The organism is Haemophilus sp. 27098_8_127 (assembly GCF_041433495.1).
Classification (GTDB): Bacteria; Pseudomonadota; Gammaproteobacteria; order Enterobacterales; family Pasteurellaceae; genus Haemophilus_D.
In genome coordinates this window covers 21,772-43,961 of the sequence record NZ_JAPWBP010000003.1, presented here as the reverse complement: position 1 = coordinate 43,961, position 22,190 = coordinate 21,772, and the positions used below count along the sequence as shown (strand labels likewise).

Here is a 22,190-nt window from a genome sequence, read left to right as displayed (position 1 = left end):
TCTCCTTAAAATTACAGCTGAGCTGCAACTTCATCACTAATTTCACCGTTATGATATACGTTTTGTACATCGTCACAGTCTTCTAACATGTCAATTAAACGCAACAATTTAGGCGCAGTTTCAAGATCAAGATCAACTGTTGTTGATGGAATCATTGTCACTTCTGCGTTATCAATTTTAAATCCTGCTGCTTCGATTGCATCGCGCACAGAACCTAAATCTTCCCACGCAGTATAGATTTCAAACGAACCATCATCTTGTGGTTGAACATCATCCGCACCGGCTTCAATTGCCGCTTCCATTAACGCATCTTCTTCACCTTCGCTAATTAAAATCAAGCCTTTTTTGCTGAATAAGTAGCCCACAGAACCCTCAGTCCCTAAGTTACCACCACATTTAGTGAAACTTGGGCGAACCTGTGAGATGGTTCGGTTTGCGTTGTCACTTAGACACTCAACCATCACAGCAGTTCCACCCGGACCATAACCTTCGTAAATTCTTGTTTCCATATTGGTGTCATCACCACCACCCACACCGCGTTCAATCGCACGGTTAATGGTGTCGCGAGTCATGTTGCTCGATAAGGCTTTATCTACTGCCGCACGTAAACGCGGGTTCGCACTTACATCACCGCCACCAATTTTTGCAGCAGTGACTAATTCACGAATTAATTTTGTAAAAATTTTACCGCGTTGCGCATCTTGTGCTGCTTTACGGTGTTTAATATTTGCCCACTTACTATGGCCTGCCATGTTGTTTTCCTTCTTATCTTAAAAACGTTTTTAAATTAAATCCTCTTTTCTATAGAGGAAAGCCGTTCATCAAATATTTTTTGATGGCCTCGGCATTATTCGGCGATTTCGTCATTTGGATCGCATGTTCTGGTGAAACCCATTGATACGCCAAATGCTCACTTAATATCGGTTTAAATTCCTGCTTAACTGCCAATAAAAACCAATGTTCATGACAGTGAGTCACATTCGGTGCGTATTTATAGCGGAAATGCGGGAAAATTTCAAATTCTATACTCTCTTTACAATCAAAAAGTGCGGTCGAATTTTCTTCTATTTTTAATCCAACTTCTTCCCAAACTTCTCGAATTGCTGTTTCTCTTGGTGTTTCATTGGTTTCCAATGTCCCCGTAACGGATTGCCAAAAGGTGGGATCATCTTGGCGCTGAAGCATAAGAACACGATGCGTGCTTTCCGCATAAATTACCACGAGAACCGATTGATTATTTTTATATTTCAAGCTCGTCATCTACATAATTGAGAATGGGCAGCATCATACCTTTTCTACTAAAAACTTTCAAAAAAATTACCGCACTTTAAAACTAAAGTGCGGTAATTATCTTAATTATTTTAGTTTAACCAGCCTGCTTGTTGGGCGATAAACAAGCCTGCAAAGGCTGTTAAGTAGAATAAACCGATAAGGGATAACCATAATAAGCCGCCTTTTACACTGTGTTTCGCGTGCTTAGTCAAAGATAAATTCAACCAAGCAAAGATTGGTGCAGAAACAAATGAAGCAATCATCGCGAATTTCAGCATTGGGCCTACTGCATTATTAAAGTAGAAAATAATCGCTAAACCAGATAACGCCGCAAAAATCATACCGATATTAAGAATTCTCACAGAGCTTTCTTGTTTACCGAATAAGATACGCAAAGATTCAACATTGGTACGAGAGTAACCATCAATTACTGTAATTGTTGTACCAAACATACACATGAACGCAATTACTGCAATTAATAAGCGAGACCATTCACCGATAGTACTTGCATACATATTGATAAGTTGTGCGATATATTTTCCGCCAACCATCTCGACGGTTTCAGGAGAACCATATTGTACCAATGCGCCAAGCGCTAAGAATACGACAGCTAAAATTGCTGTGCCAATATAACCCACATTGAAGTCAAATAAACCATCTTCATAAGATACTTTCGTTAGACGACGTTTTGCCACCACCCACATAGAGTTAACAGCAGAAATTTCAATTGGTGCAGGCATCCAGCCCATTAAGGCCACTAAAAAGGCTAATTTACTTAATTCCCATGGAGAAGGCGCTATAAAATCAGGTGCGGCTACGCCATTGATACCATTACGCATAAAAGCAATCACGACAGCGCTCACGGTTGTTACCGTTAAAGCAATCATGATGATTTTCGATAAACTATCTAATAAACGGTATTTACCCAACAATAAAATGCCGGTTGTCACAAGAATCACTAATGAGCTTAATACTGGCATTGGAAGTGGAATTGGTGTAATAAACGTTAAAATTGCGGCTGTTAATAAACCCACTGCAGCAGTATTAATTACTGTGGCAAAAACGTTTAAAGCAAGGAATAACCAAAGATAGAACTTCCCTTTTTGACGGTAACCTTCTAACAAGGTATTACCTGTATCTAGGGTATATTGAACACCGAAACGGAAGAAAGGATATTTAAATAAGTTAGCAAGAATAACAATACTCACTAATTCCCAACCATAGATCGCACCGGCTTGAGTGGATGCAATAATATGCGAACCACCAACAGCTGCTGATGCCATCACGATGCCAGGGCCTAAGGCAGAGAATTTACTCGCCCACGTTGATTTTTCTACTGGAGTTGAAACTTCACTCATAAAATGTTCTCTTATAAATTAATCATAAATCGAAAAAGGTCTTATTTATAATAGAATTTTATCCTTGAGTAAAGTAAATAAAGTTCCATTTAAAGAATAATAAAAGAGTAAAAATCTAATTATTTTGAAATTTCAGGATATAACTTCAAAACAAATAAAACTACATCATATTCATACCAAAAAAGTGATGTATTTAAGTGAATAAAATTTTTTCAATAAAAAGAAAGTGCGGTCAAAATCAGTTGAATTTTTGACCGCACTTATATCGCATTAGCTCATACTAGATACTAAAAACTAGAATAGTCATGAGAAATAAGCCCCCTCTACTCTGACACTTTTGAAGTTTGAGTAAAATATTTATTTACACTTGGTCGATAGAGAATTAATCCAAACACAATTAAGCGAACGACTGAGCCAATAAATAAAGTTGAGTCAAGACCGTAGCTAATCCAGCTCCACACAATATATAAAAGAGCTGATATTATAAATAAGATCCGACCACTATTTTGCCCTTCAAGTAATTTAATACCTGTAAGAAAAATTAATACACCCAGAACAAAATTTATTAGGTATTGTCTCAAAATCTGATCGAAACTTAAACTAAATGTTTCTTCAAATAATGAAAAAAGTAGGGAAAAGCAACCACTAGCTCCCCCCAGTATGTATAACCAAGCAATCACACTTACAGATATTGGGCGTTCCATTTTATACCTTGCAATAACACCTATAACTTAATAAACCAAAAAATCGACCGTAAAACTACGGTCGATTTTAAAAACAGAAACTACTCAGCTTTAGTCACTGCGATACTCAGCTCAGCTAATGCCTGCGGATTCGCAAAACTTGGTGCCTCTGTCATTAAACAAGCTGCTGCTGTTGTTTTCGGGAATGCAATCACATCACGGATATTTTCGGTGCCCGTTAAAAGCATGGTTAAACGGTCTAAACCAAATGCTAAACCTGCATGTGGCGGTGTACCAAATTTTAATGCATCTAATAAGAAACCAAATTTTTCACGTTGTTCTTGTTCATTGATACCAAGAATGCGGAAGACGGTTTGTTGCATTTTCGGATCGAAAATACGCACGGAACCACCACCTACTTCATAGCCGTTGATCACCATATCGTAAGCATTTGCTACTGCATCGGTTGGATTCGCTTCTAATTGTTCTGGCGTAAAATCTTTTGGTGAAGTGAATGGGTGGTGCATTGCTGCAAGATTACCCTCTTCATCACGTTCAAACATTGGGAAATCAATCACCCAAAGTGGTTGCCATTCGTCTAAACGAGTTAAACCAAGGTCACGACCTAATTTCAAACGTAACGCACCCATTGCATCAGTGGTGGTTTGCCATTTGTCTGCACCGAAGAATAAGATATCGCCAGTTTGAGCTTTCACACGTTCAGCTAACGCTTTCCATACATCTTCATTTAAGAATTTCGCAATCGGGCTTTGTACACCTTCAAGGCCAGCATTGATATCATTCACTTTCGCCCAAGCCAAACCTTTCGCACCGTAGATGCCTACAAATTGTGTGTATTCATCAATTTGTTTACGGGTAATTTCTGTACCATTTGGTACACGAATCACTGCAACACGGCCGTTTGGATTGTTTGCAGGCTCATTAAATACTTTAAATTCAACATCTTTAACGATATCTGCCACATCAACTAATTCAAGCGGGTTACGCAAATCTGGTTTATCTGAACCAAAACGAGTCATTGCTTCTTGCCAGGTCATTTGTGGGAATTTACCTAAATCCACACCAATGATGTTTTGCCATAAACCGTGCACCATGCGCTCCATGATCTCACGCACTTCTGGTGCAGTTAAGAAAGAGGTTTCCACATCAATTTGGGTAAATTCAGGCTGACGGTCTGCACGTAAGTCTTCATCACGGAAACATTTCACGATTTGATAATAACGATCAAAACCAGACATCATGAGAAGCTGTTTGAAAAGCTGTGGTGATTGCGGCAATGCATAGAATTTGCCTTTATGCACACGACTTGGCACTAAATAGTCACGCGCACCTTCTGGCGTTGCTTTGGTAAGCATTGGGGTTTCAATATCAAGGAAACCATTGTCATCCATAAAACGACGCACAAAGCTGGTGATTTTTGCACGGGTTTTCAAACGTTGTGCCATTTCTGGACGACGTAAATCTAAATAACGATATTTTAAACGTTGTTCTTCGGTGTTATTTTGGTTGAAGTCTAATGGTAAAACGTCAGAAGCGTTGTAGATGCGTAATTCTTTCGCTAATACTTCTACTTCGCCTGTCGCCATATTTTTATTAACTTGATTATCAGGACGCGCGATTACTTCACCTTTAATTTGAATACAAAATTCATTACGTAAGCTCGAAGCTGCAGTTAACGCTTCTTGATATTTCGGGTCAAAACAAACTTGTACGACACCATCGCGATCACGCATATCAATAAAAATTAAACCACCTAAATCGCGACGACGGTGAACCCAACCGCTTAATGTTACTTCTTGTCCAATATGGTTGCGGTTTAATGCACCGCAATAATGTGTACGCATCATTTCTATATTCCTTTCATTTTTCTAAAAATGGATAATTAACGCGTTGATTATACGGAAAAAGACATGCCTTTTAAATTGAAAAGCGAAATTTATTTGATCCTTTAAAAACTTTCACTAAAATGACCGCAGTTTTTTGCATTTTATCTAAATAAATGCCCTCTCAATACAACAACAGAATTCAATCATGATGAAAGATACAATTTTTGCAGCCCCGATCGAAAAACTGGGCGATTTTACTTTTGATGAAAGCGTGGCGGAAGTTTTCCCCGATATGATTCAACGCTCGATTCCGGGCTACTCCAACATTATCACGGCGATTGGTATGTTGGCTGAACGTTTTGTGACGGCTGATAGCCAAGTCTATGATTTAGGCTGTTCACGCGGTGCGGCAGCTCTTTCTATGCGACGTAATATTAAACAACCGAATGTGAAAATTATCGGTGTCGATAATTCTTTGCCAATGGTGGAACGCTGCCGTCAGCACGTTGCGGCTTATCATAGTGATGTACCCGTAGAAATTCTTTGCGATGATATTCGTCAAATTGAAATTAAGAACGCCTCAATGGTTGTACTCAACTTCACATTGCAATTTTTACCACCAGAAGATCGTGTAGCCTTGCTCACCAAAATCTACCAAGGTTTAAACCCAAACGGTGTGTTGGTGCTCTCTGAAAAATTCCGTTTTGAAGATGGAAAAGTGAATGAGTTGCTTATTGATCTCCACCACCAATTCAAACGTGCTAACGGTTACAGTGAGCTTGAAGTGAGCCAAAAACGCACCGCACTTGAAAATGTCATGCGTACTGACTCGATTAACATCCACAAAGAGCGATTAAAAAACATCGGATTTTCACACGTCGAATTATGGTTCCAGTGTTTTAACTTTGGCTCAATGATTGCAGTGAAATAATCATAACCTAATCAATAATATAAAAAATAAGGGCGTATCAAATACGCCCTTATTTGTCACCAATGCTTTATAGCCCTTTTAAATCCTTATCTAATAAACGAGCTAGCAACAAAATACCGTCTTTAAAGCGATATTCTGCATATTCTGCTTGTGCATAATATTCACCTTTTCCTTCTGCAAAGAAATAATCTTGGCTTGGTAATTTAGGAAGCCAACTACCATTATAACGAATTGGCAAATAAACATTTGGTGTGCAATGTTTAAAATCTGTTGGTATTTCTGATTGCGCCTCACAAAATGTCGCAACATGATTTTTATCAAGATGAACAAGGATATAAGCTTTGTTTCCCGAAGGACTTGATTCATCTATACCTGTGGTTTCAGTGGTTTCATTAGATTCAAGAGTATCAATAGATTCATTGCTTTCAAGGGATTCATTTGATTCAGGTAAAACCTGACTTTGCTGAAACTCAGATAAAATAGCGTAATTCAATATCATATAATCGCCTTGCATCAATGAACGAGGATCCACAGGGGCGATTTTTAAAACAATAGGCTTACCGGTAGCCAGCACATCTTCAAATTGCTGCACTTTATAGTTCACCGCCCCCAATAATGCAATCACAAAGACGCCAACAAGCCAAATCGGTGCTTTAAAAACAGAATGGTTTTCGACCGCACTTTGTGAAGGCGCTTTATAACGTGCATGCAAGAATAAAGTAACAATCGCAAAAATAACGGCAAAGCTTACTAGCAATACCCCTTTATAGAGTAATGGGATGCTCAATTGGTAATAGAACCCACCTAAATAAACAACAAAGGCAAATACCAAAAGACCGAAGAACGCACGGCTGTCCGTCCAATAAACAAGCAATAATAACGCTGTTAAATATAAAATGACGGGTATCCCAACAAAGCCTAATGCAAACAAGGTTAATACTAATAAAATTAACACTGCTTCTGTGTGTTTGGATTCACTATGCTTATTCATTAGTACATAGACAATTAATGGTAATGCACAGATAAGCAGATATAAGATATGGCTAACATCAAACTGGAAGTGTGACCAAAATTGTCCACTTAAAACTTGCAACACATTATCAAGACTCATCGCGTCTGCTGGCATGACATCACTTGAAACATCTGTATCAATAAGGCCATAATCTACCCAAGGAATCGTCATATACGACGGCACAGAGATCCATAGAGAGAATAATACTGTTCCCCAGGCAATAGGCTTTAAATGAATTCGCTCTGATTGATGAGGTCTCATGACCCAATAAAAGAGTACAATCGAACTCAAGAGCTGGATTTTATTAAACCATCTGTTATTAAACCATGTGTTAAACCATGCGTTATTCAAGCTGTAATTATGGAAATATAGATTATAGGAAATTTGCCAAAAAACGAGAAGCTGGGTAACCAGTAGAATCCTCACTAAAGAATTCGGCATCAATTTGTAGCTAACAATAATAATGACGGTAAAAATCAGTGTGGAAATAAAGATACCGAGATTTGAATCTTTGCTAAATTCATTTCCTAATAAAAGAAAAAAATCATCAAATTTAACAAGCAAATAGAATCCTAAAAAACTGTTTGCGATTAGAAAAAATAAACCTGCTAAAATTGTAGTGTATTCATTTTTATCTTTATTTAAAGTAATCAACCAAGCTATACCAAATAAAAGAATACCAACGATGAATGCACTAGACTCATCTAAACCTAAAAATAAAAATAACCAAACACCTATAGTCACGAAAGCTATCAATAAAGCTATCATCCATAGTATTGAAATCGCCCAATGGAATTTCTTATTATTTGGATATTCTTGTTTATAGAGTTTCACTAACCACTTGATTGCCATGACAGTGAAAACAAAGCCAATCAATCCTAAAACCACCCCCTCTTCTACACCGCGAATAAAAAGAGATGCCAAAAAGCAATAAGCGCCAAGCAAGGCTATGACTGAAATAATTAAATTAATAAAATCAAAGCGATATTTGTGATATACATAAAGTGCGATTAAGGCAGGAATAGCAATTAGCATAGCACTTAGCAAAGAACTGAGTGATGAACTACCAAACTCACCCCAAGCATAAGCATAAAAGTACATATCATGAATTTGTACTGCTAAACCAAATAGGTTAACAAAAGTCAGCACTAAAAATACTTTAGGTAAAATACGCCAATGTTGATCATGAAAAGTTTTACTGAATAATTCAGATACCACGAGGAATCCAGTATTAATCAGAACGGCATAACACATTGAGTTATAGGCGTTTTGTTCATTAAATAAATAAAACGCAACATTGGCAGTGGCGGCAAATAATAATGCAGAGGCCACATTCGGAAATAATAATAAAAATGGAAGTTGGCAAAGTGTCCAAACAGCAAATAACTGCCATACATCAGCCCCCGTTTGATAGGTTTGGCCGACTAAGGCAAATAAAGCGCCAATCAAGACAGAAACAACAAAAAAGAGGCTATATGTCTTCCACTTTAATTTTTCTTTGGCTTGTCGACGACTCTCTCGAATAAAGCAATAAATACCTAATACTACTGTCACCACAAGCAATGTTTGTAAGCCATAAATTTTGGCTAAATCAGAAAAATAATCTAAATTAGCTGCAATTAACGTGACTACTCCACTCGTTAAAAATCCGACGGTTAATAATAAAAACAGTAAATTTAAATAACGTTGCCAAGAAAGATTAAAAAGGCCTGTTATATTCATTCATTTTTTCCTTTTTATAAAAAGATCAGTATTATCTTAGCATAATAGTAAGGTAAATAAATAACAAAAAAATGTGGCTAAATGATACAATTTAGCCACATTTTAATTTAGGTAAAATAATATTTATTACGCTGCATTCGGCTTATGGAGTAAGGTAAAAGCAATGAAACCAAATCCTAAGAAGCAAGAAACGATCAAGGCATAAAAACCACCATCCCAGCCAAATAAGTCGACCAATTTACCTATTACATAGCCTGCACTTGCAGAACCTAATAAGTAACCGAATAGCCCGGTTAGACCTGTCGCTGTACCTGTTGCAACACGTGGCACAAGGTCTGCTGCTTGAAGCCCGATCATCATTACTGGACCATAAATTAAGAAACCGATAGCAACAAGACAAATATTATCTACGAGTGGATTTCCTTCTGGATTTTTCCAATAAACAATAATCGCGATTAATACACCGGTTAGGAATAATAACATCGGCGGTGCACGGTGGCCTTTGAACACTTTATCACTTAAATAACCGCTAGCAAGCATACCAAAGATACCTGCATATTCGTAAAGGAAATACGCCCAACTTTGTTTATCTACAGAGAAATGTTTCACTTCTTTTAGATACGTTGGTGCCCAGTCAATAATGCCGTAACGAATGAAATACACAAATACGTTCGCAAGTGCAATCGCCCATAAAAACTTATTATTAATGATGTATTTCATAAAAATATCTTTAGAAGAAAGCGTGTGAGCTGATTCAACTTTCTCTACGATTTTTTCACCTTTCCATTCATCTACCGGCGGTAATCCTTGAGACTCAGGTGTATCGCGCATTAAATAGAACATAATGAATGCTAATACAATGGCGATTAAGGCGGGTAAATAGAATAAAGATTGCCATACGCCGAAAATCGATAAACCGAGGAGCGCTAATGGGCCGATTAAACCACCACCTAAGTTATGTGATACGTTCCACCAGCTCCACCACACACCACGTTCAGAAACTGAGAACCAGTTGGTCATTGTTTTTGCACCTGGCGGGTATCCCATTCCTTGGAACCAGCCATTTAATGCAGCTAACACAATCATCAATGGAATAGAGGATATAGTACGCCTGGCACTAAACCGAAAATTAAGCTCACTAATGCTGAACCTAATAAACCAATGGTAATAAAATATTTAGGATTACTTCGGTCAGAAATATTCCCCATAATGAACTTACTAAAACCGTAAGCCAGTGATAACGCTACCCCAACTGTACCTAAATCAGCTTTAGTAAAGCCATATTCATCAATAAGATAAGGAATGGCTAAAGAAAAGTTTTTGCGGATAAGATAATAAGCCGCATACCCGATAAATACTCCAGCAAACACCTGCCAACGTAATTTTTTATACTCGGCATCTGTTCTAGAACTTTCAATTCTTGGTGCTGGAGGAGATGCTTTTAAGAATGAAAACATCTTTGTTCTCCTATAATAATTTATAACTTGTCATATCGTTGCAATAGCTAGACCATTACAACAAAAAACAGATTACCAAAACCGAATACAAAACAGAGCTCCGATCACTTCAAATGATTAGTTCATTTACATCATTCAACAGCACCAATTTCTGGAACAAATTACGTTCTAAGTCTATTTAAAAATTTCTATGCTATAATCCCCCAACACCCAAATAGAAAAGAGGAAAACAAAATGCAAATTTTACATACAATGCTTCGAGTAGGTGATTTAGACCGTTCTATTAAATTTTATCAAGATGTTTTAGGTATGCGTTTATTGCGTACGAGTGAAAACCCAGAATATAAATACACGCTTGCTTTTTTAGGTTACGAAGATGGCGAAAGCGCTGCAGAAATTGAATTAACATACAACTGGGGCGTGACTGAATATGATCTTGGTAATGCTTACGGTCATATTGCGATTGGTGTAGATGACATTTACGCAACTTGTGAAGCAGTGCGTGCTCATGGTGGTAAAGTGACTCGCGAAGCGGGCCCTGTTAAAGGTGGCACAACTGTGATTGCATTCGTTGAAGATCCGGATGGTTATAAGATCGAGTTTATTGAAAACAAAAGTGCAAAATCAGCTTTAGGGAATTAAGGAATACATTGTGTCAGATACACCTGAAATTCCTTATCACCACCAATTAAAAAATCGGTTCCGTGGCTATTTCCCTGTCATTATTGATGTGGAAACAGCTGGATTTGATGCGAAAAAAGATGCACTTTTAGAGCTTGCGGCAATTACCTTAAAAATGGATGAAAATGGCAATTTACACCCTGATCAAAAATGCCATTTCCATATTGAACCATTTGAAGGTGCGAATATTAATCCCGAATCACTCAAATTTAACGGGATTGATATTCACAATCCATTGCGTGGTGCCGTATCTGAATTAGATGCCATCACAGGGTTGTTCCAAATGGTGCGTCGTGGACAAAAAGATGCTGAATGTCAGCGTTCTATCATCGTGGCGCACAATGCTGCTTTTGACCAAAGCTTCGTGATGGCGGCGGCTGAACGTACGGGCGTAAAACGCAATCCATTCCACCCTTTTGGGATGTTTGATACCGCAACGCTTGCCGGTTTTATGTTTGGCCAAACCGTACTCGTCAAAGCGTGCCAAGCAGCAAAAATTCCTTTTGATGGTAAACAAGCACACTCGGCACTATATGATACCGAACGTACGGCAGAATTATTTTGCTATATGGTGAATCATTTAAAAGAGCTTGGTGGTTTCCCGCATATTGCTCAAACCGATGAAACGGAAAAAACTACTGAAAATCATACCGCACTTTAATTTTCAAATTTTTTAGAAAAAAGGCTTGCAATCCTTTTCGCTTTACCGTATTTTAAAAAGTAATTCAATTTAGTTATCTAAATAAGAGAGTTTCAAATGAACTTTATCCTTCGTCACCATCATCGCCATTCAACTGAATAATCTTTCAGGCTGTTGGCGTGCTTGGAAGATTTCTTCCGAGCTGACAAGATAAAGATCAAAAAAATCTTACCCCTCGGAAGGCAACTTTCGAGGGGTTTTGTTTTATTATCAATTTACAGGAGTTTATTACTATGCGACATTTAACCTTAAATCAATTTTCTTTTATGCGACCTTTTTATTTTAATTAATCAATAAGGAACAACAATATGCTATCTAATCCCGTTGTTATTTCAATTGTCGTGCTACTGGCGTTAAGCCTACTGCGCGTGAACGTGGTTATCGCACTTGTGATTTCGGCCCTTACAGCTGGTTTATGCGGAGACTTAGGTTTAAGCAAAACCATTGAAGCCTTTACAGGTGGTTTAGGTGGTGGTGCTGAAGTTGCCATGAACTATGCGATGCTCGGTGCATTTGCCATTGCGATTTCAAAATCTGGCATCACTGATTTGCTTGCTTATAAAATTATTACTCGAATGAACAAAACACCAACCGGCAAAAATTTAGCTTGGTTTAAATATATGCTACTTGGTATTTTGCTTTTATTCTCAATTTCATCCCAAAACTTGCTCCCAGTACACATTGCGTTTATTCCGATTGTGGTACCGCCTTTACTTTCTATTTTTAACCGTTTAAAAATCGATCGTCGTGCAGTGGCTTGTATTATTACCTTTGGTTTAACCGCAACCTATATGATCTTGCCGGTTGGCTTCGGGAAAATCTTTATCGAAAGCGTTTTAGTAAAAAATATCAATCTGGCTGGTGCTCCACTCGGTTTACAAACCAGTGTTGGTGAAGTTTCTTTTGCTATGCTTATCCCTGTTATTGGTATGATTCTTGGTTTACTCACTGCCGTATTTGTTACCTATCGCAAACCGCGCGAGTATGTTGTGACAACGGCAGAACCCACTACAGCTGAAATTGAACAACACATTGCGAATATTAAACCTATTCAAATTACCGCAAGTGCGGTCGCCATTGTCGCCACTTTTGCCACCCAGCTTTTCACAAGCTCTACAATTATTGGTGGTTTAGTCGGTTTAATCATTTTCGGGGCATTCGGTATCTTCAAACTCAAAGAAAGTAACGACATTTTCCAACAAGGTTTACGCTTAATGGCAATGATTGGCTTCGTTATGATTGCTGCCTCTGGTTTCGCGAATGTGATTAATACCACAAGTGGCGTGAAAGAATTAGTTGATGCACTTTCAACCGGTGCGATTCAAAGTAAAGGCGTTGCCGCATTCTTAATGTTACTCGTTGGGTTATTGATTACCATGGGTATTGGTTCTTCTTTCTCAACTGTACCAATTATTACCTCAATTTATGTACCACTCTGTCTCTCTTTTGGTTTCTCACCACTTGCGACAGTAGCTATCGTAGGTGTAGCAGCAGCATTAGGGGATGCGGGTTCACCGGCTTCTGACTCAACACTTGGGCCGACATCCGGTTTAAATATAGATGGTAAACACGACCACATTTGGGATTCTGTTGTGCCAACCTTTATTCACTACAATATCCCACTATTAGCGTTCGGTTGGATTGCAGCCATGACCCTTTAATCGTTATAATCCCTGCATACATTATGCGGGGATTTTTTTATGTCTATTCAATCATTACTCAATGCGCTCGAGCAAAAAGTACAGCAACTGACTCAAGCCTATCAAACTGACTCTGATAAAAAAATCAACGCGAAATTTAACCGCACTTTATTTACCGAAGATTTTGAAACCGTCGGTTTTTATCTCAAAGAAATCCAACAAAGCTTAACTAAGCTATGTAAAATTACTCATCAAAATGAAGAACAAATTGTATTTATGGCAGAACATCTTTTAGGGCAATGTACCGCCTTGACCGAAGCCATGAATCGCAAGCATAAAAAGCCCATTCAGCCGAAAATAGCAGAGCCACAAGTTGCAAGTAGTAAATCACAACATAGCATTCATCGTCTCCCTCCTAGAGAGCGTCTAGAAAAGTATTATGAAGCCTTGCAGCAACTCACGGAAAAATACGAAGAAGCTAAAGCACAAGCGGATACGGCACAAACAGATATTCAACGAGATATGCATAAGCAAACTGCGGCAATTTATTTAACGCGCCGTCAAAAATGTTTAGAGGCGATTGAGACCTTAGAAGAATACCTTGCCTTTAAAGAAGCCCAAGAAAGTGCGGTCAAAAAATAAGATATTTTTTAATAGACTGAAAAGCAAAAATCCCTAAATCTTTCGACTTAGGGATTTTTTGAATTTGATGGCGGAGGAAGTGAGATTCGAACTCACGGAGGGCGTAAACCCTCGCCGGTTTTCAAGACCGGTGCCTTCAACCACTCGACCATTCCTCCGTGATTTAAGCGAGGTGAATAATACGTTTTTTCCCCCATCCCGTCAAGCAAGAAAATAAAAAAATTATCTGACTGACTACTTTTAAATCACTATGTTTTAAAAATACACAAAATAAAAAACGGAACCTACTGGCTCCGTCTTTATGATTAAGATATTACTCTGATTTCGCTTGTGTCGCTTCAGAATAAATATGACTAATTGCACTATGATGGCCTGCGGCGCCTTTACCGTTAAAGTAATAGCGAGACTCCGTCCATTCTACAATTGGGAATGGTTTAGACTCTTCATCTGGTGCTTTAGCTAATGTCATCGCTGCTTTAGTGTGTTGTACCGCTGAAATGGTACCTGCACGACCAGTGAACACATAAGAGCGAACAAACTCTGTTTTCTCTTGTGGTTCAACTTCTGTCGTTGCAACTTTAGCAACAGGTTCTGATTTATGATGCAAGCGTTCTAATGATTCTTGCACTTTCTGTTGAACAGCTTCATTTGCCGGTTGAGTAATGAAATCTAACGCTGGTTGTGCTTCAACTGATTTCTCTTCCACGACAATACCTGTTGCTGGCGTAATCACACCTTTTTTCGTTTTTTCTTGCTCAAGCAATTCATCCACCGATAAGAAATTATTTTCTTTCGGTGCATTCACAGCAGAATAATCGATGCATACTTTACCGCTTGCTAATTCAGGCGAAGCAACTGCCGCAAATAATGGCATTGGTGACTTCACTTCATTACGACGACGGCGTTGATTATTCGATGTACGTAAATGACGTGGAGTACGACGCTGACGTTCTTGACGTGGTTTATCTTCAGCATTATCAGCAACATTGTTTTCAACTACTTCATTTTGAACAGTCTCAACAACGGGTACTTCAACCGCTTCAATAACATTCTCGTTTACATCAGTTGCATTGTCATCAATACGAACACGTTTACGTAAATCACGACGTTGACGACGCTCTGCTACCGGTTTCTCTGCTTTTTCTTCTTGACGATTATCATCAGAAACATTAGCAAAATTAACCGCACTTTCAGATGTCACTTCTTCATTCGCGTTACGACGATTGCGACGATTATTCACACGCTCGCGAGTTGGACGTGCATTTTCTTCGTCTGTATTTTTCGCATTGTCACTATTTTCGTTGCGAGAACGACGATTATTACGACGCTCTTGATTACGGCGATTATTACGATTTCCGTTGCGATTATTACGATTGGTTTGGTTTTTCTCTTCTTCTTTTGGCTCAGAAGCAAATAAACCTTTAATTGCAGCAACAATTTTCGCAAACAAGGATGGTCCTTCTGGTTTACGCTCAACTGGTGCTGGTGCTGCCGTTGGGATCGATAGCGATACTGCAGCACTTTCCATCACTTGTTCAGAGGTCACAGCTGCCGTTTCGATATTGCGAGAAACTAGAGACTCTTCTGGTACGAATGCATCGTCTTGTGCTTCATGGAATTTTGCTAAGTTGTAGCTTAATTCGTTCAGCTCTTCACCTTCACGTACGCGGAACACGCTGAAGTGCGGGGTTTCCATCGCTTCATTTGGCACCACGATAATCTCTACATCATGGCGTTTTTCGATGCTGCTTACTGCTTTACGTTTTTCGTTAAGTAAGTAAGACGCAATTTGTACCGGCACGATAGTGTGTACTTGTTTGGTATTTTCTTTTAACGCTTCTTCTTCGATTAAACGTAAGATTGAAAGTGATAAGCTTTCGTTATCACGTACTTTACCCGTACCTTGACAGCGTGGGCAAACATGGTGAGAAGACTCACCTAATGATGGGCTTAAACGCTGACGTGACATTTCCAACAAGCCGAAGCGAGAAATACGGCTGATTTGAATACGCGCACGGTCTTGACGCACGGCATCACGGATACGGTTTTCTACCTCACGTTGGTGACGAACTGGTGTCATATCGATAAAATCGATAACCACTAACCCACCTAAGTCACGTAAACGTAATTGACGAGCAATCTCATCTGCCGCTTCAAGGTTCGTATTTAATGCCGTTTCTTCAATATCACCACCACGAGTTGAACGCGCTGAGTTGATATCGATAGCTGTTAACGCTTCTGTCACATCGATCACAATCGAACCACCAGAAGGTAAACGTACTTCACGTTGGAAGGCGGATTCGATTTGAGATTCAATTTGATAGTGGCTAAATAGCGGCACTTCGCCTTGATACAGTTTCACACGATTGATGAAATCAGGACGGACAAGTTTGATGTGTGCTTTCGCTTTTTCAAATACTTTCGGGCTATCAATTAAGATCTCACCGATATCACGACGCAAGTAATCACGGATCGCACGAACGATCACATCACTTTCTTGATGAATTAAAAATGGTGCTGGACGGCTTTGTGAAGCTTGTTTAATTGCTTCCCAATGATGTAAAAGTACTTTTAAGTCCCATTGTAATTCTTCTGGTGATTTACCCACACCCGCTGTACGTACGATAAGACCAACGCCTTCCGGTACATCTAAAGAACTCAATGCTTCTTTTAATTCGATACGTTCATCGCCTTCAATACGGCGAGAAATACCACCTGCACGCGGATTGTTTGGCATAATCACCAAATAACTACCGGCAAGGGAAACAAAAGTGGTTAAGGCCGCGCCTTTATTGCCGCGTTCTTCCTTGTTCACCTGAACGATCACTTCTTGACCTTCGGTCAAAATATCACGGATATTTGGACGACCTTGGAACACATAATCAGCAGGGAAATACTCGCGGGCAATTTCTTTTAAAGGAAGGAAGCCATGGCGCTCCGCACCATAATCCACAAAGGCTGCTTCTAAACTCGGCTCTACGCGAGTGATTTTCCCTTTGTAAATATTGGCTTTTTTCTGTTCATGACCCGGACTTTCAATATCCAAGTCGAATAAACGCTGGCCATCGACCAACGCAACGCGCAACTCTTCTTTTTGAGTCGCATTGATTAACATTCTTTTCATTGTCAATTTCTCGTTTTGAATTATCTAAAATACCTTGAAAATTAACCGCACTTTACAGATTTACTGACCTTAGCCATCGACCTCGTGTTTCTCGCGAACAGTCAATCTCACGACTGTGTGTTGCTGGGTGCATTGATAGCATACTCAATTGTTATCTAAGACAATTTTCGTAAAACAATGCGATGTGTTAATTACGCATTGCAAGGAAGCGTCAACTTTCAAGAAAAACATGTTGATTATCAATGTCTTATGCCATTTGCCGCATTGAGTTTTGACCAACATACAAAATCGCTTTCTAAATGCCAAATTTTAGGCGCAGAAAGACGTTCTATTATCCACATTCGGGGCTAAATTAGCAAGGCATTCTTGCTATTATCACCAGGGATATTGTGATATGATTCAGCCCAATTTTTAAAGGACAGATTCAATGACTGAAAAACAAGAAAAAATCATCAATCAATCCGTCAAAATGCTCACGATTTCTGAGGATGAAGCAGGACAACGCATTGATAATTATTTATTGGCAAAATTAAAAGGTGTGCCCAAAAGTTTGATTTATCGCATTCTGCGTAAAGGCGAAGTACGTGTGAACAAAGGGCGAATCAAACCTGAATATAAATTGCAAAATGGTGATGTGGTGCGTGTGCCACCTGTTCGTGTTTCTGAAAAAAATACTGCCCCAATTTCTAAAAACTTGAATAAAGTCGCTTCCCTTGAAAGCCATATTATTTTTGAAGATGACTGTTTATTAGTATTGAACAAACCTTCCGGCATAGCGGTTCATGGCGGGAGTGGCTTGAATTTTGGTGTGATTGAAGCCTTACGTGCATTACGTCCTGAAGCCCGTTTTTTAGAATTGGTTCATCGTTTAGACAGAGATACATCGGGTATTTTATTAGTCGCCAAAAAACGTTCTGCCTTACGCAACTTACACGAACAACTTCGTGTTAAAACCGTGCAAAAAGATTATCTCGCACTCGTACGCGGCCAATGGCAATCTCATGTAAAAGTCGTGCAAGCCCCTTTATTAAAAAATGAATTGGCCAGTGGTGAACGCATCGTTAAAGTCAGTGAACAAGGTAAACCTTCGGAAACTAGATTTAGCATTGAAGAACGCTATCAAAATGCAACCTTAGTAAAAGCTTCACCCGTAACAGGTCGAACCCATCAGATCCGAGTTCATACTCAATATGCAGGTCACCCGATTGCATTAGATGATAAATACGGTGATAAAGAATTCGATAAATATATGCAAGATCTCGGACTTAATCGCTTGTTTTTACATGCGTTTTCTATTCGCTTTGAGCACCCTAAAACGGGTGAAACATTACGCCTCAATGCGCAACTAGATGAAAAAATGAAAGCAATTCTGAAAAAACTGCGTGAAAGCAAAGAGATAAACCCATAGACAAGAAAAATGTTTATTGCTATATTTGATGACGGAGACAACTCGTTTCTATCATTAATTAACATATAACAACAAAGGATAGCAAAATGGCAAAAGGACAATCATTACAAGATCCTTATTTGAATGCGTTACGCCGTGAACGTATTCCTGTTTCGATTTATCTCGTTAATGGGATTAAATTACAGGGTCAAATCGAATCATTCGACCAATTCGTGATTTTATTAAAAAACACGGTTAATCAAATGGTGTACAAACACGCAATTTCGACTGTGGTTCCAGCTCGTTCTGTTTCTCACCACAATAATAATGGCGCTCATCATGCAGCACAAACTTCTGATGCTGTGGCGGAAGTAGAGATACAAGCAGAATAATTCTGTTCAATGAACAATTTCATCAATTTAAGTGCGGTTGAAAATTCACCTGAAATTTCAACCGCACTTTCGTCATCTAAAACAGGCGACACTAGCCAATCGGCAAAAGATAAAGCTGTCGTCGTGCATGTTTTCTTTTCTCAAAATAAAAACATTGAAGATCTGCAAGAATTCCAACTTTTAGCGGAATCTGCCAATGTTGAGATTTTACAAATCATCACCACGAGCCGAGCGACGCCACAAGCGAAATATTTTATCGGTGAAGGAAAAGCACAAGAAATTGCGGATGCAGTAAAAGCCTTAGATGCCGATGTTGTTTTGGTGAATCATCAATTAACCCCTGCACAAACCCGTAATTTAGAAAGCATCTGCCAATGCCGCGTTGTGGATCGCACTGGGGTAATTTTAGATATCTTTGCCCAAAGAGCTCGCTCACACGAAGGGAAATTGCAAGTTGAATTAGCTCAGCTTAAGCATTTATCCTCTCGATTAGTTCGTCGAAAAACAGGCTTAGATCAGCAAAAAGGTGCGGTTGGATTACGTGGTCCAGGGGAAACGCAATTAGAAACGGATCGCCGTTTAATCAAGGTACGTATTGCGCAGTTGCAAAATCGTTTGGTAAAAGTCGAAAAACAACGCAACCAAAATCGCCAAACCCGACAAAAAGCGGATATCCCTACCATTTCTTTGGTTGGTTATACCAATGCGGGAAAATCGACACTATTCAATTTCATCACACAAGCCAATGTCTATGCGGCGGATCAGCTTTTCGCCACCCTTGATCCCACATTAAGACGTTTACAAATTCAAGATGTTGGTACGGCAATTCTCGCGGATACCGTTGGTTTTGTTCGCCAACTCCCCCATGATTTAGTGTCCGCTTTTAAATCTACCTTGCAAGAAACGGTAGAAGCCAGTTTGTTATTACATATCATTGATGCAGCTGACGCTCGAAAGATCGAAAATATTGAAGCCGTAAATTTAGTGTTGGAAGAAATTAAGGCTGATAAAGTACCTGCATTGTTGGTGTATAACAAAATTGATTTATTGGAAAATGTGGCGCCTCATATTGAATATGATGACGAGAATAAGCCCGTTGCCGTTTACCTTTCAGCACATTCAGGTGAAGGATTAGATCTACTGCTTGAAGCCATTAAAGTGCGGTTGAAAAATGAGATACTTTCTTTCACCCTCACGCTGCTCCCACAAGAGGGAAAAATTCGCCACGCGCTCTATCAGTTAGATAGCATTCGTCACGAACAAATTTCAGATGAGGGGGAATTTATCCTCAATATACAAATTGATAAAGTCGAATGGCTCAAACTTTGTAAACAATTTCCTAAACTGTCAGAAATTATTTACTAATACCGTATTGTTTTAATTTATTGGCGATCGCCGTGTGTGATACGCCTAATCGTTGTGCCAATTTTCGCGTACTTGGATACTGGGCATAAAACGCGCGCAATACACTCGCCTCATATTGTCCCATGATCTCATCAAGCGTTTGCTCACCAAAATCATCCACAGAAATGACCGAACTTTGTATAGGTTTTAAATTTAAACTTTCAATATCAAGCTGATTATTCTTCGCTAAGGAACAGGCACGATACAAGACATTGTATAGTTCTCGCACATTACCTTGCCAAGGCTGACTTTTTAAATAATTTAAAAAATTAGCATCATATTGCGGCATTGAAATCTTAAGCTGTGTGCTGATTTCTTGTAAAAAACCTTCGGTTAAAGGCTGAATGTCCTCCACTCGCTCACGCAATGGCGGCACATTTAGTGCTAAAACATTTAAACGATGGAATAAATCACTGCGTAATTTCCCTTGTTCTAACAGTTTTTCCATCGGTTCTTGTGAAGTACAAATCACACGAACATTTGCATGATGTTCTTTTTCTTCACCTACTCGACGGAAAGAACCATCGGTTAAAAAACGTAATAATTTTGCCTGTAAACTTAATGAAAGCTCAGCAATACCGTCCAGCAATACCGTGCCTTCGTTAGCATATTCAAAAAAACCGATGGTTTCACTGTCACCCACTTTACGCCCAAACATTTCGCTTTCCGCATCTTCATCCGGCAACCCTGCACAATTTACCGCAATGAATTTTTTCTCACGGCGCAAGCTCGCAAAATGACAAGCTTTGGCTAATAAGTCTTTACCCGTGCCCGTTTCACCTTGAATTAAAAGCGGCACATCAAACATCGCAAAACGTTGTGCATTTTCGACCGCACTTTTCATGGAAAAGCTTTGAGTGACAAAGCAAGAGAAAGGATCTTGTGGATTAAATGTCAGCATAAAATAAGCTCAATTTTATTGAATGATGCCGATATGATAGGGAGTTTATTGATATGTGTAAAGATTAATTTACATATAAAAAGGGCAATCCTTGACTGCCCTTTTAGATGATTTTTTGTATTATTTTTTCACTGCACGATCAAGTTCTTGTGCGATGATTTCCATGCTTTCTAAACCACCAAATGCAAGATACCAATTGGCAGCATCAAGATACACAATGTGTCCATCTTTATACGCTTTGGTTTGTTTGATGATATCGTTATCCAATACTTTTTGTGCATTGTTGGCTTTTTCTGTAATCGCCGCGGTACGATCCACGACAAGTAAAAAGTCTGGATTTTTTTCTAAGATATATTCAAAACCAACACTTTGGCCGTGCGTAGACGATTTGATGCTGTCATCAATCGGTTTAAAACCAAATTTTTGATACACCATACCATAACGAGAACCATCACCAAAGGCACTGATTTTACTTTCATTGACAAGTACCAATAAGGCGGTTTTGTCTTTCGCATCTTTGGCGACTTGGTCAATCTTACTTTCTAATGCTGAAAGTTTTTCTTTCGCAACATTTTCTTTACCAAAGATCTGACCAAGTGCGGTCACATTTTGTTGAAAACTCGGGTAGTAATTGTTGTAGTCATTTTCAACATTAAATACTGGCGCAATTTCTTTAAATTTGTCGATCATTTTTTCTTGACGTTTAGACGCAATGATCAAATCCGGATTGAGCTCATTAATTTGCTCTAATGATTGCTCTTTCAAATCACCAACATTCTTATATTTTTTGTCTGCAAATTCTGCAAGATAAGCAGGGATTTTGCTACTTTGAGGAAAACCTACGACTTTATCTTGTACACCTAATGCACGAAGCGTATCAGCAGCACCAAAATCGAGAACCACCACACGTTGCGGATTTTGTGGCACTACTTGTTTTCCAACGGAATTTTCCACCGTAATATCCGCAGCTTGTACAACACCAGAAAGTGCGACGAGTGAAAGTGCTAAAGTTGATAATGTTTTTTTCATAAAGATTT

At 38.9% G+C, this 22,190-nt stretch carries 17 protein-coding genes, 1 tRNA gene, 1 pseudogene and 1 other annotated feature; of the genes and pseudogenes, 8 read left to right on the top strand and 11 right to left on the bottom strand.

The features are described from left to right. Positions 1-11 precede the first annotated feature (11 nt). The 5 genes from O3746_RS04445 to aspS form a co-directional block, all read right to left on the bottom strand. Positions 12-752: a YebC/PmpR family DNA-binding transcriptional regulator gene (locus tag O3746_RS04445; protein WP_049364490.1), complete on the bottom strand. Its 741-nt coding sequence runs from the start codon at positions 750-752 to the stop codon at positions 12-14. A gap of 49 nt (positions 753-801) precedes the next feature. Beyond that, positions 802-1,260 (bottom strand): dihydroneopterin triphosphate diphosphatase, encoded by a 459-nt coding sequence (gene nudB, locus O3746_RS04440; protein WP_371447889.1) that lies wholly within the window; start codon positions 1,258-1,260, stop codon positions 802-804. Between the two features lie 101 nt (positions 1,261-1,361). Further along, entirely contained in the window at positions 1,362-2,630 is a 1,269-nt protein-coding gene (locus O3746_RS04435; protein ID WP_371447888.1) for an NRAMP family divalent metal transporter, read from the bottom strand. Positions 2,631-2,953: 323 nt separating this feature from the next. Next, positions 2,954-3,334, bottom strand: coding sequence for a hypothetical protein (locus O3746_RS04430; protein ID WP_197541751.1), 381 nt, complete (start codon positions 3,332-3,334; stop codon positions 2,954-2,956). 80 nt (positions 3,335-3,414) lie between these two features. After that, a complete protein-coding gene (gene aspS / locus O3746_RS04425; protein WP_197541750.1) occupies positions 3,415-5,181 on the bottom strand; it encodes an aspartate--tRNA ligase in 1,767 nt (588 codons plus the stop codon). Between the two features lie 184 nt (positions 5,182-5,365). Here aspS and cmoA point away from each other — a divergent pair, with 184 nt between their 5' ends. Continuing rightward, complete coding sequence (gene cmoA, locus O3746_RS04420) at positions 5,366-6,091, top strand: carboxy-S-adenosyl-L-methionine synthase CmoA (protein WP_049356449.1); 726 nt, start codon at positions 5,366-5,368, stop codon at positions 6,089-6,091. Positions 6,092-6,158: 67 nt separating this feature from the next. Here cmoA and O3746_RS04415 read toward each other — a convergent pair whose 3' ends face one another. Beyond that, positions 6,159-8,825 (bottom strand): GDYXXLXY domain-containing protein, encoded by a 2,667-nt coding sequence (locus tag O3746_RS04415; protein ID WP_302130703.1) that lies wholly within the window; start codon positions 8,823-8,825, stop codon positions 6,159-6,161. 126 nt (positions 8,826-8,951) lie between these two features. Further along, positions 8,952-10,282, bottom strand: a pseudogene (gene pgtP / locus O3746_RS04410) (phosphoglycerate transporter protein PgtP). A gap of 234 nt (positions 10,283-10,516) precedes the next feature. Between pgtP and gloA the strand changes: the two are divergent. The 4 genes from gloA to priC all read left to right on the top strand — a co-directional run bounded on the left by gloA (position 10,517) and on the right by priC (position 13,945). Continuing rightward, positions 10,517-10,924 (top strand): lactoylglutathione lyase, encoded by a 408-nt coding sequence (gloA, locus tag O3746_RS04405; protein WP_049372940.1) that lies wholly within the window; start codon positions 10,517-10,519, stop codon positions 10,922-10,924. A 10-nt stretch (positions 10,925-10,934) separates the two neighbouring features. Beyond that, positions 10,935-11,624, top strand: coding sequence for a ribonuclease T (gene rnt, locus O3746_RS04400; protein ID WP_290990513.1), 690 nt, complete (start codon positions 10,935-10,937; stop codon positions 11,622-11,624). 116 nt (positions 11,625-11,740) lie between these two features. After that, positions 11,741-11,868: a sequence feature (His leader region), on the top strand. 103 nt (positions 11,869-11,971) lie between these two features. After that, on the top strand, positions 11,972-13,324 hold the full coding sequence (locus tag O3746_RS04395; protein WP_070591512.1) for a Na+/H+ antiporter family protein: 1,353 nt from the start codon (positions 11,972-11,974) through the stop codon (positions 13,322-13,324). 39 nt (positions 13,325-13,363) lie between these two features. Further along, positions 13,364-13,945 carry a primosomal replication protein PriC gene (gene priC, locus O3746_RS04390; protein ID WP_049369170.1) on the top strand — a complete coding sequence of 194 codons (582 nt, stop codon included), beginning with the start codon at positions 13,364-13,366 and terminating at the stop codon, positions 13,943-13,945. Between the two features lie 68 nt (positions 13,946-14,013). On the opposite strand, the gene O3746_RS04385 is transcribed toward priC, so the two are convergent. Together O3746_RS04385 and rne are read right to left on the bottom strand one after the other, a co-directional pair. Beyond that, positions 14,014-14,103, bottom strand: a tRNA-Ser gene (locus O3746_RS04385). A gap of 155 nt (positions 14,104-14,258) precedes the next feature. After that, positions 14,259-17,069 carry a ribonuclease E gene (gene rne / locus O3746_RS04380; RefSeq protein ID WP_371447887.1) on the bottom strand — a complete coding sequence of 937 codons (2,811 nt, stop codon included), beginning with the start codon at positions 17,067-17,069 and terminating at the stop codon, positions 14,259-14,261. A gap of 427 nt (positions 17,070-17,496) precedes the next feature. Between rne and rluC the strand changes: the two genes are divergently transcribed. The 3 genes from rluC (at position 17,497) to hflX (ending at position 20,213) form a co-directional block, all read left to right on the top strand. After that, positions 17,497-18,477 (top strand): 23S rRNA pseudouridine(955/2504/2580) synthase RluC, encoded by a 981-nt coding sequence (rluC, locus tag O3746_RS04375; protein ID WP_111393985.1) that lies wholly within the window; start codon positions 17,497-17,499, stop codon positions 18,475-18,477. A gap of 86 nt (positions 18,478-18,563) precedes the next feature. After that, the gene (gene hfq, locus O3746_RS04370) at positions 18,564-18,848 is read left to right on the top strand and encodes an RNA chaperone Hfq (RefSeq protein WP_049384310.1); all 285 of its coding nucleotides are present in this window, start codon (positions 18,564-18,566) and stop codon (positions 18,846-18,848) included. Positions 18,849-18,857: 9 nt separating this feature from the next. Further along, complete coding sequence (gene hflX, locus O3746_RS04365; protein ID WP_371447886.1) at positions 18,858-20,213, top strand: ribosome rescue GTPase HflX; 1,356 nt, start codon at positions 18,858-18,860, stop codon at positions 20,211-20,213. Here the strand turns inward: hflX and O3746_RS04360 are convergent. Both O3746_RS04360 and O3746_RS04355 read right to left on the bottom strand, forming a co-directional pair. Then, positions 20,203-21,153: a sigma 54-interacting transcriptional regulator gene (locus O3746_RS04360; protein ID WP_049374464.1), complete on the bottom strand. Its 951-nt coding sequence runs from the start codon at positions 21,151-21,153 to the stop codon at positions 20,203-20,205. The genes hflX and O3746_RS04360 overlap by 11 nt on opposite strands. 120 nt (positions 21,154-21,273) lie before the next feature. Continuing rightward, positions 21,274-22,182, bottom strand: a complete 909-nt coding sequence (locus tag O3746_RS04355; RefSeq protein ID WP_371447885.1) for a siderophore ABC transporter substrate-binding protein — start codon at positions 22,180-22,182, stop codon at positions 21,274-21,276. Positions 22,183-22,190: the final 8 nt, after the last annotated feature.

Coding starts and splice junctions, on each gene's coding strand:
- rne (WP_371447887.1), bottom strand. CDS start 17,069: ATGAAAAGAATGTTAATCAATGCGACTCAAAAAGAAGAGTTGCGCGTT.
- O3746_RS04355 (WP_371447885.1), bottom strand. CDS start 22,182: ATGAAAAAAACATTATCAACTTTAGCACTTTCACTCGTCGCACTTTCT.
- cmoA (WP_049356449.1), top strand. CDS start 5,366: ATGATGAAAGATACAATTTTTGCAGCCCCGATCGAAAAACTGGGCGAT.
- O3746_RS04430 (WP_197541751.1), bottom strand. CDS start 3,334: ATGGAACGCCCAATATCTGTAAGTGTGATTGCTTGGTTATACATACTG.
- nudB (WP_371447889.1), bottom strand. CDS start 1,260: ATGACGAGCTTGAAATATAAAAATAATCAATCGGTTCTCGTGGTAATT.
- hflX (WP_371447886.1), top strand. CDS start 18,858: ATGAACAATTTCATCAATTTAAGTGCGGTTGAAAATTCACCTGAAATT.
- O3746_RS04395 (WP_070591512.1), top strand. CDS start 11,972: ATGCTATCTAATCCCGTTGTTATTTCAATTGTCGTGCTACTGGCGTTA.
- aspS (WP_197541750.1), bottom strand. CDS start 5,181: ATGATGCGTACACATTATTGCGGTGCATTAAACCGCAACCATATTGGA.
- gloA (WP_049372940.1), top strand. CDS start 10,517: ATGCAAATTTTACATACAATGCTTCGAGTAGGTGATTTAGACCGTTCT.
- hfq (WP_049384310.1), top strand. CDS start 18,564: ATGGCAAAAGGACAATCATTACAAGATCCTTATTTGAATGCGTTACGC.
- O3746_RS04360 (WP_049374464.1), bottom strand. CDS start 21,153: ATGCTGACATTTAATCCACAAGATCCTTTCTCTTGCTTTGTCACTCAA.
- O3746_RS04435 (WP_371447888.1), bottom strand. CDS start 2,630: ATGAGTGAAGTTTCAACTCCAGTAGAAAAATCAACGTGGGCGAGTAAA.
- rluC (WP_111393985.1), top strand. CDS start 17,497: ATGACTGAAAAACAAGAAAAAATCATCAATCAATCCGTCAAAATGCTC.
- priC (WP_049369170.1), top strand. CDS start 13,364: ATGTCTATTCAATCATTACTCAATGCGCTCGAGCAAAAAGTACAGCAA.
- O3746_RS04415 (WP_302130703.1), bottom strand. CDS start 8,825: ATGAATATAACAGGCCTTTTTAATCTTTCTTGGCAACGTTATTTAAAT.
- O3746_RS04445 (WP_049364490.1), bottom strand. CDS start 752: ATGGCAGGCCATAGTAAGTGGGCAAATATTAAACACCGTAAAGCAGCA.